The 14,879-nt window shown below is 69.6% G+C and carries 16 protein-coding genes; 8 read left to right on the forward strand and 8 right to left on the reverse strand.

All coding sequences use genetic code 11. From position 1 onward, the window contains the following. Positions 1 to 9: 9 nt before the first annotated feature. From LFM09_RS35960 to LFM09_RS35985, 6 genes are all read right to left on the reverse strand, one after another. On the reverse strand, positions 10 to 480 hold the full coding sequence (locus LFM09_RS35960) for a hydrogenase maturation protease (RefSeq protein ID WP_414101061.1): 471 nt from the start codon (positions 478 to 480) through the stop codon (positions 10 to 12). After that, positions 477 to 1,811, reverse strand: a complete 1,335-nt coding sequence (locus LFM09_RS35965; protein ID WP_414101062.1) for a hypothetical protein — start codon at positions 1,809 to 1,811, stop codon at positions 477 to 479. The genes LFM09_RS35960 and LFM09_RS35965 overlap by 4 nt, the downstream gene beginning before the upstream one ends. Further along, the gene (locus tag LFM09_RS35970; protein WP_414101063.1) at positions 1,808 to 2,434 is read right to left on the reverse strand and encodes an SIS domain-containing protein; all 627 of its coding nucleotides are present in this window, start codon (positions 2,432 to 2,434) and stop codon (positions 1,808 to 1,810) included. Before LFM09_RS35970 ends, LFM09_RS35965 begins: the two co-directional genes overlap by 4 nt. Further along, positions 2,431 to 2,649, reverse strand: coding sequence for a HypC/HybG/HupF family hydrogenase formation chaperone (locus LFM09_RS35975; RefSeq protein ID WP_414101064.1), 219 nt, complete (start codon positions 2,647 to 2,649; stop codon positions 2,431 to 2,433). The genes LFM09_RS35970 and LFM09_RS35975 overlap by 4 nt, the downstream gene beginning before the upstream one ends. After that, positions 2,646 to 3,185 carry an SIS domain-containing protein gene (locus tag LFM09_RS35980; protein WP_414101191.1) on the reverse strand — a complete coding sequence of 180 codons (540 nt, stop codon included), beginning with the start codon at positions 3,183 to 3,185 and terminating at the stop codon, positions 2,646 to 2,648. Before LFM09_RS35980 ends, LFM09_RS35975 begins: the two co-directional genes overlap by 4 nt. A gap of 229 nt (positions 3,186 to 3,414) precedes the next feature. After that, positions 3,415 to 3,945 (reverse strand): helix-turn-helix domain-containing protein, encoded by a 531-nt coding sequence (locus LFM09_RS35985; RefSeq protein ID WP_414101065.1) that lies wholly within the window; start codon positions 3,943 to 3,945, stop codon positions 3,415 to 3,417. A gap of 282 nt (positions 3,946 to 4,227) precedes the next feature. Here LFM09_RS35985 and LFM09_RS35990 point away from each other — a divergent pair, with 282 nt between their 5' ends. The 6 genes from LFM09_RS35990 to hypF are packed head-to-tail and all read left to right on the forward strand — an operon-like array spanning position 4,228 to position 10,903. Next, on the forward strand, positions 4,228 to 5,163 hold the full coding sequence (locus tag LFM09_RS35990; protein WP_414101192.1) for a hydrogenase expression protein HypE: 936 nt from the start codon (positions 4,228 to 4,230) through the stop codon (positions 5,161 to 5,163). After that, positions 5,160 to 6,923 carry a nickel-dependent hydrogenase large subunit gene (locus LFM09_RS35995; protein WP_414101066.1) on the forward strand — a complete coding sequence of 588 codons (1,764 nt, stop codon included), beginning with the start codon at positions 5,160 to 5,162 and terminating at the stop codon, positions 6,921 to 6,923. The genes LFM09_RS35990 and LFM09_RS35995 overlap by 4 nt, the downstream gene beginning before the upstream one ends. Further along, positions 6,920 to 7,423 (forward strand): NifU family protein, encoded by a 504-nt coding sequence (locus LFM09_RS36000; protein ID WP_414101067.1) that lies wholly within the window; start codon positions 6,920 to 6,922, stop codon positions 7,421 to 7,423. Before LFM09_RS35995 ends, LFM09_RS36000 begins: the two co-directional genes overlap by 4 nt. Beyond that, on the forward strand, positions 7,420 to 8,067 hold the full coding sequence (locus tag LFM09_RS36005; protein WP_414101068.1) for a DUF5947 family protein: 648 nt from the start codon (positions 7,420 to 7,422) through the stop codon (positions 8,065 to 8,067). Before LFM09_RS36000 ends, LFM09_RS36005 begins: the two co-directional genes overlap by 4 nt. Then, on the forward strand, positions 8,067 to 8,699 hold the full coding sequence (locus tag LFM09_RS36010) for a DUF6084 family protein (RefSeq protein WP_414101069.1): 633 nt from the start codon (positions 8,067 to 8,069) through the stop codon (positions 8,697 to 8,699). The genes LFM09_RS36005 and LFM09_RS36010 overlap by 1 nt, the downstream gene beginning before the upstream one ends. Continuing rightward, on the forward strand, positions 8,696 to 10,903 hold the full coding sequence (hypF, locus tag LFM09_RS36015) for a carbamoyltransferase HypF (protein ID WP_414101070.1): 2,208 nt from the start codon (positions 8,696 to 8,698) through the stop codon (positions 10,901 to 10,903). Before LFM09_RS36010 ends, hypF begins: the two co-directional genes overlap by 4 nt. Here hypF and LFM09_RS36020 read toward each other — a convergent pair. Beyond that, positions 10,881 to 11,384 carry a universal stress protein gene (locus LFM09_RS36020; RefSeq protein ID WP_414101071.1) on the reverse strand — a complete coding sequence of 168 codons (504 nt, stop codon included), beginning with the start codon at positions 11,382 to 11,384 and terminating at the stop codon, positions 10,881 to 10,883. The genes hypF and LFM09_RS36020 overlap by 23 nt on opposite strands. 127 nt (positions 11,385 to 11,511) lie before the next feature. Between LFM09_RS36020 and LFM09_RS36025 the strand changes: the two genes are divergently transcribed. Then, a complete protein-coding gene (locus LFM09_RS36025) occupies positions 11,512 to 11,961 on the forward strand; it encodes a universal stress protein (RefSeq protein WP_414101072.1) in 450 nt (149 codons plus the stop codon). Between the two features lie 61 nt (positions 11,962 to 12,022). Here the strand turns inward: LFM09_RS36025 and LFM09_RS36030 are convergent, their stop codons facing one another. Continuing rightward, positions 12,023 to 12,325, reverse strand: coding sequence for an HPF/RaiA family ribosome-associated protein (locus tag LFM09_RS36030; protein ID WP_414101073.1), 303 nt, complete (start codon positions 12,323 to 12,325; stop codon positions 12,023 to 12,025). A gap of 123 nt (positions 12,326 to 12,448) precedes the next feature. Between LFM09_RS36030 and LFM09_RS36035 the strand changes: the two genes are divergently transcribed. After that, positions 12,449 to 14,809, forward strand: a complete 2,361-nt coding sequence (locus tag LFM09_RS36035; protein WP_414101074.1) for a phosphoketolase — start codon at positions 12,449 to 12,451, stop codon at positions 14,807 to 14,809. The last annotated feature ends 70 nt before the right edge of the window (positions 14,810 to 14,879 follow it).

Raw genomic sequence — 14,879 nt, forward strand, 5'->3', positions numbered from 1 at the left:
GTCCGTTCCTCACCTTCCGTGGTTCGCGACGATGTCGGTCACGGCAGCCACCGCGGTGCCGACGGCACGTTCGACCACGGGGCTCAGCCCCATCCTGTGGTCGACGACCGCAGGTTCGCAGCCGACCAGCAGCACGCGGCCCGGCACACCGCCGAGCAGTGCAAGCAGGTCGAGCACGACGTCCGGCTGCATGCCGTGCGCGTCGAGGCACGGGCGCGGCGACCGTGCTGACGTGTCGAGCTCGATCACGTAGACGGTGCCCGCCTCGTCACCTCGTTCGGTCGCGTCGACCAGGACGGTCAGTTCGGGGTCCGCGGTGGCCAGGTCGTAGGCGAGGTGCATGCCGCGCACTCCGTAGTCCGCCACCCTGACCCAGTCCGGCAGTGCGGTCTTCTTGAGCTCTCGCACGACCTCGACGCCGAACCCGTCGTCGCCCAGGAACACGTTGCCGATCCCTGCGACCAGCACGCTCGTGGTCACAGCGGGTCGACCTCCTCCGGGCCGAAGTAGCGGTACAGCCCGGACGCCGCGAGCAGATCCGCGCCGAGGTCGTCCTCCAGCGTCACCGCCAGATGAGTGCCACCGTCCACATCGGACATCACCCGGTGCACCACGGCGATGCGGCCGGCCAGGAACATGTCGTGGGCGTCGGCCTTGCGGACCGGCCGCAACCGCACCCTGGAACCCTTGCCCACCAGCACGCCGTCGAGCAGGACGTGCGCGTCCTCAGGTGGATCGTCGCCGCGAGCAGTGCCGTGCGGCCCCTCCGCCGAGTCCCCACCGCGCGCGGCGCCGTGCACCCCTTCCGCCGGATCCTCGCGGCGCATCGTCCCGTGCAGCCGCTTCACCGACTCCCCCGACAGGCCGTCGACCCGGTCGAGCAGCGCCGCCGCCCTTGCGTCGGTGGCCCGCACCTGCCGCTTCTCCTCTGGCGTCAGCGTCATCGTCCGCAACGTGAGCAGCTCGTCGATCTCGGTGGCGTCGAACATCTCGCCGTGGCTCTGCTCCGCGATCCTCGGGTGGTCGTACAGGATGATCGGGGCGCAGAGCACCGCGTCGTCCCGCCCCTGCTCCCCCACCAGCACCGGCCACGTCCGCTCGTTGCGGCAGCCCCGCACCGCGTCCGCCGCCCACTCCGGTGGGCTCACCAGCGACAGGAAGCCGCCGCCGGACACCGCGAGCAGCGTGTGCGCCGAGATCAACGCCCGCCTGAGCGCGTCCTGGCGGCAGGCGTCGGCGGCGGTCCACGGCGACGTGTTCCGCACCCACACCCGCAACTTCAACGCCTCCGGCCGCCCCGGCACCGGGTCGGCACGCAGCCGCAGCTCGCCCCGCAGGGTCCAGCGGGTGCGGACGAGCCGCGCACCGGCGCCTCCGGCGATCACCTCGACCTCGCCGCCACCGTCCACTTCGAACGGCAGGCGGGTACCGCGTTCGACGAGGTTGGTCACTCCGACCGCCAGGTCGATCTCGCGCTCCACCGCCTCGTCCCAGGTGGTGTGGTCGTGTCCGGCGACCGTCACGGACGGCACCGCGCGATAGCCGTCACCGTCCGGCACCTCGGCCACGCGCGCCTGCAGGTGCAGGAACCTCAGTCGCACGTGCAAGGTCGCGCCCGCGGACGGCACCATCAGCAGTTCCGCCCGCGTGTCCGGGTGCTCGCCGCCTCGCGTGAACGACGGCGGCATGAGCACACCCCACTGCCAGCGCAGCTGGTTCTTGGCCGCGGACGCCCGATACGGGTAGAGCAGGTACCCCTCGTACAGAACCGCGTCCGCGATCGCCTTCGCCAGCGCCATCGCGTTCGTCATGACGTCACCAGCTCCCACAGCAGGTGGTAGAGGGTGGTCTGCGCTTCCTGGATCCGGTGCACCGACGAGGACGGCACGACGAACAGGTGGTCCACGACGCGCGACTCGGCCATCTGCCCGCCGTAACCGCCCGCGAAGCCGACGGTGAGCAGGCCGCGCCGGTGCGCCTCGTCGAACGCCGGCAGCAGGTTCACCGAGTTGCCGCTGGTGGACAGGCCCACCGCGATGTCGCCCGCCCGTCCGAAGGCCGCGACCTGACGCGAGAACACCACGTCGAACCCGACGTCGTTGCTCAACGCGGTGATCACCGCGATGTCGTTGGTCAGCCCGAACGCCGGCAACGGCCGTGCCGTGCCCGGCGGGTTGAGGAACAGGCTCGCCAGGTCCTGCGCGTCGGTGGAGCTGCCACCGTTGCCGAACGCGAGCAGCCGCCCTCCCGCCGCGAACCGTTCGGCCATCGCACGAGCGCACTCGTCGAGGCGGTCGCGTTCGCGGTCGAACATCTCCTCGCGCAACCGGATGGCGTCATGGACCTTGGCCACCGTCGAGGCGTGCACCTGCGCCACCAGTCCGTCCACATCGGACGATGCGGCGTGCAGGAACGGGTACAGCGACTCGGTCATGCGGCACCGCCGGGCAGCACGGAGATTGCCTCCCCCGCGTGCACGAGCACCGTGTCACCGACCGAGGCGCTCACGAGTGCGACGCTCACCTCGCGTTCACCGTCTTCGAACCGCACGACCGCCATCGCGTCGTCGAGCAGTTTCAGCACGGTCGCCGGGCTGGCGCTGTCCGAGCAGGTGAGACAGACGTCGTCGGAACAACCAGGGATGTTCACGCCACACCGGTCCGCTCGAGGAACACGTGCGTCAGTTCCCACAGCAGGTGATACGCCGTCACGTGAACCTCCTTGACCACCAGCGGATCCGCCGACCTGGCGACCAGCACGTGGTCGGCAGCCCCGGTCGCGGCGATCGTCCCGCCGTCCCCGCCCACCAGTGCGACGGTGAGCATCCCCGCACTCCGCGCGATGTCCAATGCGCGCAGCACGTTCTGGCAGTCGCCGTCGGCGGACAGCCCCAGTGCGATGTCGGCCGGTTCGGCGAGAAAGCGGATCTGGTGCGCGAACGTCTCGGCGAACCCGGCGCGGGCCGCCACCCCGGTGAGCGTGGCGACGTCGGAGGTCAGCGAGAGCGCAGGCAGTGCGCGCTTGCCCATGATCACCGGGTGGACGAACTCCACCGCGACGTGCTGGGCGTCGGTGCTGGGACCGCCGTTGCCGAAGACCACCAGCTTGCCGCCGCGCTGGAACCGCTCGGCCATGCGGCGGCAGGTCTGCGTGATTTCCCCGGCCTGCTCGGCGAGGTCGAACAATGGGCCGGTTCGACGTAGTGACAATTCGTTGAATCGGCCAGCACGATCTGTAGTCGAAGGTTTTGCCACGAGCCCTTCTTCGGTGTCGGAGCGGATTCCGCAGACCGCAAAGAGGATGTTTACTTCACGACCGTACGGGCACGCAAGACCACGTCTATTCCGCGTGACCGCGAAAGCTGCCCTTCGTTCCTGAAGAACTTTCAGACAAATCTGCCGGGGTTTTCGGCGATCACCGAAACGGCATGTCCCCGAACCTGTCCTGGATGCGGCGCAGCTCGCGCAGACGTGGCTCGGTCTCCCCGCCTGCCCAGCGGCTCACGGTCTTGACCGACACTCCGAGCTGCCGCGCGGCGGCCTCCCGAGTCATGCCCTCGCGACGGAGCACCGCAGTGATCCACTCGGCGAAACTCGCCACCGCGGCTACCGGGTCGGTCTCGGTGGACACTTCTGACCTGGTCGTAGTCGACCCGGCCGGCGGGCGGCCATCCGGGTGAAGGTGCGCGGTCTCCGACGGCAGGACGTCGACCTCGACCCGATCCGGGTAGCTCCGGCACGAAACCTGGATCTGCCCGGCCGGTCCCGCAGCGTCGAGCAGCACCTTCAGCACCGTCCTGCCCAGGTCACGATTGTCCACCTCGGACAACGGCGTTTCCGCGAGGCATCGGCGCAGGAAGTCGTGGATTTCCGGCACCGACGACGGCCTCGCGCTGAACACGCGCGTGAGCACCACGACCGGCACAATCTCGATCGACTCGGCCACGCCACCGTCCCTTCCGCGACGGGCCAGCCTACCTCGTTCAGGGAATTTCCCAGCTGGTCAGCAATGTCCAGTTCATTGACACTTCAGTCTTGCTCCGCCACCGCGAAAGGTCTAGCGTTGCCCCTCGCCCCTGGATGTGCCGCGGAAATCAAATCGCTTTTTCCCGCCTCGCCAGGAGCTGTTTCCCAGCGGAGGTGCAGGACGATGACCAGGGCCGAGCAGGAGCCCGGCGACAGACCACAGGCCCAGGTCGAAACCGATCCCGTCGTGCACGTGCTGTGGATGAACGGCGGCCTCGGCTGCGACGGTGACTCGGTGGCGTTGACCGCGGCCACCCAGCCCAGCATCGAGGAGATCGTCCTCGGCGGGTTGCCGGGACTGCCCCGCGTGGCCATGCACTGGCCCTTGCTGGACTTCGAGTGCGGACCCGACGGTGGTGCGGACAGCTTCATCGAGTGGTGGCACAAGGCGGACCGCGGCGAGCTCGACCCGTTCATCCTCGTCGTGGAGGGCTCGGTGCCGGACGAGACGAACAAGGCCGAGGGCTACTGGTGCGGTTTCGGCACCGACCCCGCCACCGGCCAGCCCGTCACCACCAGCGAGTGGCTGGACCGGTTGGCGTCCAAGGCCACCGCGGTGCTCGCCGTCGGCACCTGCGCCGGCTACGGCGGCATCCACGCCATGGCGGGCAACCCGACCGGCGCGATGGGCGTGCCGGACCACCTCGGCTGGGACTGGAAGTCCAAGGACGGTGTGCCGATCGTGGTGGTGCCCGGCTGTCCCGTCCAGCCCGACAACCTCTCGGAGACGATCCTGCACCTGCTATACCAGGTCGCCGGCCGCGCGCCCGCGATCGACCTCGACGAGGCGCTGCGGCCTCGCTGGCTGTTCGAGACGACCGTGCACGAGGGGTGCGACCGCGCCGGGTACTACGAGCAGGACGAGTTCGCCGAACGGCACGGATCGCCCAAGTGCCTGGTGAAGCTCGGCTGCTGGGGCCAGGTGGTGAAGTGCAACGTGCCCAAGCGCGGCTGGATCAACGGCATCGGCGGCTGTCCCAACGTGGGCGGCATCTGCATCGCCTGCACGATGCCCGGCTTCCCGGACAAGTTCATGCCGTTCATGGAACACCCGCCCGGCGGCAACGCGCCCGCACCGGCCCGTGCCGTGTCGGGCACCGCGATCCGCGTGCTGCGGGAGATCCGGGTGGCGCGATGACCTCGAAGGACACCGGTCTCGTCGAGATGACCTGGGATCCGATCACCCGGATCGTCGGCAGCCTCGGCATCCACACGAAGATCGACTGGGCCCAGAAGCGCGTCGTGGAGTGCTACAGCACGTCGTCGATCTTCCGCGGCTACAGCGTGTTCATGAAGGGCAAGGACCCGCGCGACGCGCACTTCATCACCAGCCGCATCTGCGGCATCTGCGGGGACAACCACGCCACCTGCTCGGTCTACGCGCAGAACATGGCCTACGGCGTCCGCCCGCCGCCCCTCGCCGAGTGGATCATCAACCTGGGCGAGGCCGCCGAGTTCATGTTCGACCACAACATCTTCCAGGAGAACCTGGTCGGCGTGGACTACTGCGAGAAGATGGTCCGCGAGACCAACCCCGGTGTGCTCGACCTCGCCAACCGCACCGAGGCACCCCACGCCGGTGAGCACGGCTACCGCACGATCGGCGACATCATGCGGTCGCTCAACCCGCTGGAGGGCGAGTTCTACCGCGAGGCGCTGCAGGTCTCGCGGCAGGCCAGGGAGATGTTCTGCCTCATGGAGGGCAGGCACGTCCATCCGTCCACTTTGTACCCCGGTGGCGTCGGCACGGTGGCGACGATGCAGTTGTTCACCGACTACCTGACCCGGCTCATGCGCTACGTGGAGTTCATGAAGAAGGTCGTGCCGATGCACGACGACCTCTTCGACTTCATATACGAGGCGATGCCCGGTTACGAGGAGGTCGGCAGACGGCGGGTGCTGCTGGCGTGCTGGGGCGGCCTCAACGATCCCGAGCACTGCGACTTCACGTATCGCAACATGCCGGCGTGGGGCCGCAAGATGTTCATCACGCCGGGCATCGTCGTGGACGGTGAGCTCGTCACCACCGACCTCGTCGACATCAACCTCGGCATGCGGATCCTGCTCGGCTCCTCGTTCTACGAGGACTGGGAGGGCATGGACCGGTTCGTCACGCACGACGAGCTGGGCAATCCTGTCGACGCGCGGCACCCGTGGAACCAGCACACCATCCCGAGACCCGGCAAGCGCGACTTCGGTGACAAGTACTCCTGGACGATGTCGCCTCGGTGGTTCGACGGCGAGGACCACCTGCCGCTCGACACCGGCGGCGGGCCCCTCGCCCGGCTGTGGACCACCGCGCTGGCGGGCCTCGTGCAGACCGACTACGTGAAGTCGACCGGCCAGAGCGTGCGGATCACGTTGCCGCGCACCATGACCAAGCCCGAGACCACGTTCGAGTGGCGGATCCCCCGCTGGAGCAACGCGATCGAGCGCAACCGGGCCCGGACGTACTTCCAGGCGTACACGGCGGGCCTGGCGCTGCACTTCTCCGAACGGGCGCTGGCCGAGGTGCGCGGCGGGCGCACCGACACGTGGTCGGAGTTCACCGTGCCCGACAACGCGTTCAGCGTCGGCTTCACCGAGGCGGTGCGCGGCGGCCTGTCGCACCACATGGTGATCAAGGACGGCAGGATCGCGAACTACCAGCCGTATCCGCCGACGCCGTGGAACGCCAGCGTGCGCGACAGCTTCGGCACGCCGGGCCCGTTCGAGGACGCGGTGCAGAACACGCCGATCTTCGAGGAGAACTCCCGGGAGAACTTCAAGGGCATCGACATCATGCGCACGGTCCGCAGTTTCGACCCGTGCATGCCCTGTGGTGTCCACATGGCGGTCGGCCCCGGCAAGACGCTGACCAGGATCCACACCCCGCACGCCTTCAGCGGTGAGTCGTGAACGAGGACGTTCGTGCGGCGAGCGACCGCGTCGAGGAGCTGCTCGGTTCCCTGCTGTCCGGGACGACCAGGGACACCGCCGAGGAGCTCGTCCGGCTGTTGATGGCCCTGTACGGCGAAGGGCTGGCGCGCGTTCTCTCGATCCTGCGCGACCACGACCCGGCGCTGGTCACCCGGATCGCCGAGGACGCGCTGGTGGAGGACCTGCTGTTGTTGCACGACCTGCATCCGCTCGACACCGCCGCCCGGATCCGGAGAGCGCTCGGCACGCTCGACCTGCCCGGCCCGGTGGAGTACCTCGGGATGGACGCCGACGGGGTGGCCCACATCCGGCTCACCGCGGGCGGCTGCCGGTCCGCCGCGACGCACACCATCGAGGAGGCCGTGCTCGGCGCGGCTCCTGAGGTCACACGGGTGGAGGTCGCCACCGCCGCTCCACCCACGTTGCTGCAGATCGGCATGGGGCCACCGCCCGGTTCGCGGCTGGGGGTCGCGTCATGAGCGGGCGCGAGGGACTGCACCGCTTCGGCGGGCCGCCGGGATCCCTGCTGGAGCAGCGTTCCGCCCAGATGCGGCAGCTCGAGCAGTGCGAGATGTGCCGGACCCCGGTCGCGGCGCGGCACGGCCACGTCGTGGACACCACGCGCCGCAGCCTGATGTGCGCCTGCCGTGCCTGCTTCCTGTTGTTCACCAAGGGCGCGGCCCGGCGCGGCAGGTACCGGGCGGTACCGGAGCGCTACCTGTGGGATCCTCTGCGACCGGTCTCGGTGGCGGACTGGGACGGGCTGGACATCCCGGTGAGCTCGGCGTTCGTGCTGCGCACGGACTCGGTGATCACCGCGTTCCACCCGAGTCCGGCCGGCGCCACCGAACGTCGGCTCAACCCAGGTTTCTGGACCGGGTTCGCCGCCGCGCACCCGCTGGTGGCAGCCGCCGAACCGGACGTCGAGGCGATCCTGTTCCGCCGCGGCGAGCACGAGGTCGACTGCTTCCTGGTGCCGATCGACGTGTGCTACCGGCTCGTCGGCACGGTCCGGCTGTACTGGTCCGGAGTGGACGGTGGCGACCAGGTGCGCGACCACATCGGCGAGCTGTTCGCGGAGATCCGCGACAAGGCGGGCGTGCTGGCGGGAGGGTCGCGCTGATGGACCTGCTGCACTTCGAGTGCGAGGGCGCCTGGCCGAACCGGTACGCGGCCGTACCGGCGCTGACGCTGCGGCTGCGGATCCTCGAGAGGTCCGGCGCACCGGTCGAGGCGGTCGCGTTGCGGTGCCAGATCCGCATCGAACCGCACCGGAGGACGTACTCCGCGGCCGAGGCACTACGGCTGGCCGACCTCTTCGGTGAGACGGGACGGTGGACGAAGACTCTGAAACCCGTGTCGTTCGCGACGCTGTCGACCATGGTGCCGGGCTTCACCGGGAGCACCGTCGTCGATCTCGACCTGCCGTGCACGTACGACCTCGAGGTCGCCTCGGCCAAGTACTTCAACGCGCTCGACACCGGCGCCATCCCGCTGCTGTTGTTGTTCAGCGGCACGGTGTTCGGCAACCAGGACGGCAAGCTGCGGGTGTGGCAGGTGCCGTGGAGCAACGAGGCGTCCTTCGCGTTGCCGGTCAGTGTGTGGAGGGAGACCGTGGACCACCACTTCCCCGGCAGCGCGTGGCTGCGGGTGCGGCGCGACACGATGGACGCGCTGCAGCGCTTCAAGTCCGACCACGCCTTCGCCACCTGGGACGACGCCATGACCGCCATGCTCGCGGCCACCGACGGGTGAGCCGCGTCGGCAGGGACCTCCGCGTCACCGGCGTGGTGCAGGGGGTCGGCTTCCGCCCGTACGTGCACCGGCTGGCCACCGGGCTGCGGTTGTCCGGCCGCGTCGGCAACGACGTCGCCGGGGTGTTCATCGAGATCGAAGGCACCCACGAGAACGTGGCGGAGTTCCTGGCCGCGCTGCCCCGCGACGCCCCGCCGTTGGCACGGATCGAACGGGTGGAGGTCACGGCGTGCACGACCCGCGGGGCCGGCGGCTTCGAGATCGTCACCAGCCGGGGCGACGGCACCCGCGACGCCTTGGTGCCGGCGGACTTCGCGACGTGTGCGGACTGTCTGCGCGAGTTGTTCGACCCCTCCGACCGCCGCCACCGGTACCCGTTCGTCAACTGCACGCACTGCGGACCGCGGTTCACCATCGTCCGCGACGTGCCTTACGACCGGATGCGGACGACCATGGCGGGCTTCCCGATGTGCACCGCCTGCCGGGCCGAGTACACCGATCCGTCCGACCGGCGGTTCCACGCCGAGCCCACGTGCTGCCCCGCCTGCGGGCCTCGTCTCGCGCTCGGTGACAGTGCGGACCCTCTGGGCGACGCGGTCGCCCGGCTCGCCGACGGACAGGTGCTCGCGATCAAGGGGCTGGGCGGCTTCCACCTCGCCGCGCTCGCGGCGCACCCGACGGCCGCCTCGGTGTTGCGGAGCCGGAAACGTCGAGCGGACAAGCCCTTCGCGGTGATGGTCACCGATCTCCGGCAGGCGGCCGCGCTGTGCGAGGTGGACGAGACCGGCGAACGTGAGCTGACCGGTCACCGCCGCCCGATCGTCCTGTTGCCGCGCCGTCCGCACGCAGGGGTCGCAGCCGCCGTGGCTCCCGCGACCGGAGAACTCGGACTGATGCTGCCCTACACCCCGTTGCACCACCTGCTGCTGCGGGATCTGGGCGAGCCGATCGTGCTCACCAGCGGCAACCTCTCCGACGAACCCATCGCCTACCGGGACGCGGATCGGCTGATCGACGTCGCCGACGCCGTGCTCACCCACGACCGCCCCATCCACGTCCGCACCGACGACTCGGTCGTGCGCGGCGGCACCGTGCTGCGGCGTGCCAGAGGTCATGCGCCCGAACCGATCGGGCTTCCGTTGCGCTGCCCCGAGCCGGTGCTGGCCTGCGGCGCGGAGCTCAAGAACACGTTCTGTCTCGCCAGGGACTCCCAGGCATTCCTGTCCCCGCACATCGGCGACCTCACCGACCACGAGACCCACACCTCGTTCACCGAGGGCATCGCGCACTTCCAGCGCCTCTTCGGCATCACCCCGCGAGTCGTGGCGCACGACCTGCACCCGGACTACCTGTCCACCAGGTACGCGGCCGGGCTCGACGGTGTCGAACTGGTCGCCGTGCAGCACCACCACGCCCACATCGCGTCCTGTCTGGCGGACAACGGCGAGACCGGTCCGGTCATCGGGGTCGCCTTCGACGGCACCGGATTCGGCCCGGACGGCACGGTCTGGGGCGGCGAGTTCCTGGTCGCCGACCTGGCCGGGTACGTGCGGGCGGGGCACCTGCGGCCGGTGCCCATGCCGGGCGGGGACGCGGCGGTCAGGCAACCGTGGCGGATGGCGGCCGCCTACCTGCCGGACGTGGATCTCCCCGTGGCGCAACGGAACGCGGCCCGGTGGGCTCCGGTGGTGGCGATGGCGCGCAACGCGGTGAACGCACCGCTGACCTCGAGCGCGGGACGGTTGTTCGACGCCGCGGCCGCGTTGCTGGACGTGCGCGACGAGATCACCTACGAGGGCCAGGCCGCGATCGAGCTCGAACAGCGCGCCGATCCGTCCACTTCGGACGGCTATCCGGCAGCCGTGGACGATCTCGTGCTGTGCGGCGAGGACCTGCTGCGGGCACTCGTCGCGGACCGGCGCGCCGGGGTCGACCTCGCGGTGATCGCGGCGCGGTTCCACAACGGCCTCGCCGACGCCGTCGTGGCCTGCTGCGCGCGGCTGCGCGAGGACACCGGTCTGAACGCGGTGGCGCTGTCCGGTGGAGTGTTCCAGAACTCGCTGCTGTCGCGGAGGATCTCGGACGGCCTGCACCGCAACGGGTTCCGCGTGCTCACTCACCGCCGCGTGCCCGCCAACGACGGCGGCATCAGCCTGGGCCAGGCCGCCATCGCCGCCCGCCTCACAACAGCGGTCCCGGCGTGAGCGGAGGACGGACCACTTCAGCGTGCTCTTGCCGTGGCGGCCGGGGTTCCTTCACCACCACGACCGGGCATTGGGCGTGGTGAACGCAGTAGGAGCTGACCGAGCCGAGGATCGCCTCGACGATCGGTCCGTGGCCTCGGTTGCCGACGACGAGCAGTTCGGCGTTGCCGGAGGCCTTGGTGAGCTCCGTGCGCGGATCGCCGTGCACCACCACCGTGTGCAGCTCGACGTCGGTGATGTCCTTGACGGCACGGTCGAGCACGGCGTGCTGGGCGGCTTCGAGGCGTTCGGGGGTCAGCTCGATCCCGATCTCCGCGGGCAGCGGGCCGATGATGATGCCGGGCTCCCGGTACCAGGCCGAGATCACCGCGAGCGGGACGCCCCGGCGGCGGGCTTCGTCGGCGGCCCAGTGCAGCGCGGCCTGGGCAGAGGGTGACCCGTCCACACCGACGACGACGGGCTTCGGTTCTGAGTCGCTCATGTCGTCCAGCGTCGCGGGCGGCGCGAGGGGCCAGGCAGGGCGGATGGGCTCGCCCGCGTCGTGCCATTGGTCCCTGCCGAACGGCTCCCGCGCTGACGGACGCTCGTGGGGAGCGATGGGAGAACTGATGAAACGACGAGTGATCATGGTGGGAGTGGACGACTCGGCGTCCTCCCGCGCCGCGCTGAAGTGGGCGCTGAAAGAAGCCGTGTGGACCGGGGCTCAGGTGGAGGCCGTGCTGGCCTGGCAGCGCGAGGACGCCTTCGTCCCGGCGACCTCGATGGGCGTGCACCCGTACGGCGAGAAGCCGCAACGGCATCCCGCACAGGAGCTGCACTTCGCGGTGGTCGACATGCGGGCAGAGGTCCCGTCCGCGCCCGATGTCGTCGAGACCACCGTGGTGGGTCAGGCGAAAGACGCGCTCGTGCGCGCCTCACGGCACGCCGATCTGCTCGTGCTGGGCACCCGCGGGCACAACGCCCTGGTAGGAGCGGTCCTCGGCAGCGTCAGCGCGCACTGCCTGAAGCACGCCGAATGCCCGGTCGTCGTGATTCCCCCTCGCGCGGTGCCGAGCTAGCCGGTCTGTTCACGACGAAGGGCGCTTCCCCGGCTGGGGAAGCGCCCTTCGTCGTGGCAGATCAGTTGTGCATCTTCAGCAGACGGGTGTGGAGCTGGTCGTGCACCTCGTCGATCGCCTCGGCGAAGGTGGCGGCCTCGGCCTGTGCGGGCAGCGACGTGCCGTTCACGTCCAGGTTGACCTGCACCGCGATCGTGCGCGGGCCCGGTCGGGTGAGCCGCACTCGGGCGAACGGCACCGGTGCCGGCGCGTAGCGGCTGAGCGGGGCGATCTTGTCGTGGGCGTACTGCCTGGCCTCCACGGGTACCCGCTCACCGAGCTCCACCACGACGTTGTCGATCTCGGTCGCGCCTGCGTGCTTCATCGAACACCTCCATCGGTCCTGATGCGTGCACTGTCGTCGAACTCGATCACCCCGCGACAGGTGCCAAGGGGCCGTGCGGGCAGGGACCTGGGTCCCTGTTCCCTGATCGATCAGGTCAGCATCGTGAAAGCACACCGAGCAGAGGAGTGCGAGATGTCCCACGCCGACCTGTCGCTGGTCGACGCGTACTGGCGAGCCGCGAACTATCTGTCCGCCGGCCAGATCTACCTGATGGACAACCCGTTGCTGAGCGAACAGCTGGTGCCGGAGCACATCAAGCCGAGACTGCTCGGTCACTGGGGCACCACGCCCGGTCTGAACTTCGTCTACGCCCACCTCAACCGGGTCATCAAAGAGCGCGACCTCGACGTCCTGTTCGTCACCGGACCCGGTCACGGCGGCCCCGCGCTGCTCGCCAACACGTGGCTGGAGGGCTCCTACAGCGAAACACATCCGGACGTGACGCGCGACGCGGAGGGCATGCGCCGGCTCTTCCGGCAGTTCTCCTTCCCCGGCGGCGTGCCGAGCCACGTGGCACCCGAGGTGCCCGGCTCCATCCACGAGGGCGGCGAGCTGGGGTACTCGCTCGCGCACGCGTTCGGTGCCGCACTCGACAACCCCGGACTGATCGTGGCGTGCGTGGTCGGCGACGGCGAGGCCGAGACCGGACCGCTCGCGGCCAGCTGGCACGCCGGCAAGTTCCTCAACCCTCAGCGCGACGGCGTGGTGCTGCCGATCCTGCACCTCAACGGCTACAAGATCGCCAACCCTGCACTGCTGGCCAGGATCCCGCACGACGAGCTCGACGCGTTGCTGCGCGGCTACGGCTACGCGCCCTACTACGTGGAGGGTGACGAGCCGACCGAGATGCACGCGCGGATGGCCGAGGTGCTCGACCAGGTCGTGGACGAGATCGCACGGATCAGGAAGCGGACCGATCGGCCGCACTGGCCGATGATCGTGCTGCGCAGCCCGAAGGGCTGGACCGGGCCGTCCGAAGTGGACGGAGTGCCGATCGAGAACACGTGGCGGGCGCACCAGGTGCCGCTGGCGGGGGTGCGGGACAACCCGGACCACCTGCGGCAGTTGGAGCAGTGGCTGCGCAGCTACCTGCCAGAGGAGCTGTTCGACGACAACGGCGCACCACGACCGGAACTCCTCACCCTCGCACCGGAGGGAACTCGCCGCATGGGCGCCACTCCGCACGCCAACGGCGGACTGTTGTTGCGCGAGTTGAAGATGCCCGCTGTCCGGACCCACGCCGTCGAGGTGAGCAAACACGGCACCACGCACTCCGAGCCGACGAGGGTGCTCGGCCGGATGCTGCGCGACATCGTGACGCTCAACGCCGACAGGCGGAACTTCCGCGTCTTCGGGCCGGACGAGACCGCCTCCAACCGGCTCGACGCGCTGTTCGACGTCACCGGCAAGCAGTGGCAGGCGCAGACGTTGCCGGTCGACGAGCACCTCACCCACGACGGCCGGGTGATCGAGGTGCTGTCCGAGCACCTGTGCCAGGGCATGCTGGAGGGCTACCTGCTCAGCGGCCGGCACGGGCTGTTCAACTGCTACGAGGCGTTCATCCACATCGTCGACTCGATGTTCAACCAGCACGCCAAGTGGCTCAAGACGCACAAGAAGCTGGAGTGGCGCAGGCCCGTCGCCTCGCTGAACTACCTGCTCAGCTCGCACGTGTGGCGCCAGGACCACAACGGTTTCTCCCACCAGGACCCCGGCTTCATCGACCACGTCATGAACAAGAAGGCCGAGGTCGTCCGCGTCTACCTGCCACCGGACACGAACACCCTGCTCGCGGTCGCGGACCACTGCCTGCGCAGCAAGGACTACGTGAACGTGATCGTGGCGGGCAAGAACGAGACGCCGGACTGGCTCGATCCCGAGGAGGCCGTGCTGCACTGCACCCGCGGCGCGGGCATCTGGGAGTGGGCCAGCACGGACGACGGCGTCAGCGAGCCCGACGTCGTGCTCGCCTGCGCGGGCGACGCGCCCACCGTCGAAGTGCTCGCCGCGGCTCGCCTGTTGCGCGAACACCTGCCGACTTTGCGGGTGCGCCTGGTGAACGTGGTGGACCTGATGCGGTTGCAGCCCGAGACCGAGCACCCGCACGGCATGCCCGACCGCGAGTTCGACGCCCTGTTCACCGCCGACCGGCCGGTCCTCTTCGCCTACCACGGCTATCCGTGGCTGATCCACCGGCTGACCTACCGACGCACCAACCACCACAACTTCCACGTCCGCGGCTACAAGGAGGAGGGCACCACGACCACGCCCTTCGACATGTTGGTGCTCAACGACATGGACCGCTACCGGCTGGTGATGGACGTGGTCGACCGGGTGCCGGGACTCGGGCCGAAGGCGGCCCGGCTGCGTCAGCTCATGCAGGACCAGCGCACCCGCCACCACGCCTGGATCCGCGAGCACGGCGAGGACCTGCCCGAGATCCGCGAGTGGACCTGGCAGTGACACTCTCCGGGAACGTTCTCGTGGTGAACGCGGGCTCCTCCAGCCTGAAGCTCGGCGTGGGGGGGGGGGG

This window comes from Lentzea alba, assembly GCF_047445655.1.
Taxonomy (GTDB): Bacteria; Actinomycetota; Actinomycetes; order Mycobacteriales; family Pseudonocardiaceae; genus Lentzea; species Lentzea alba_A.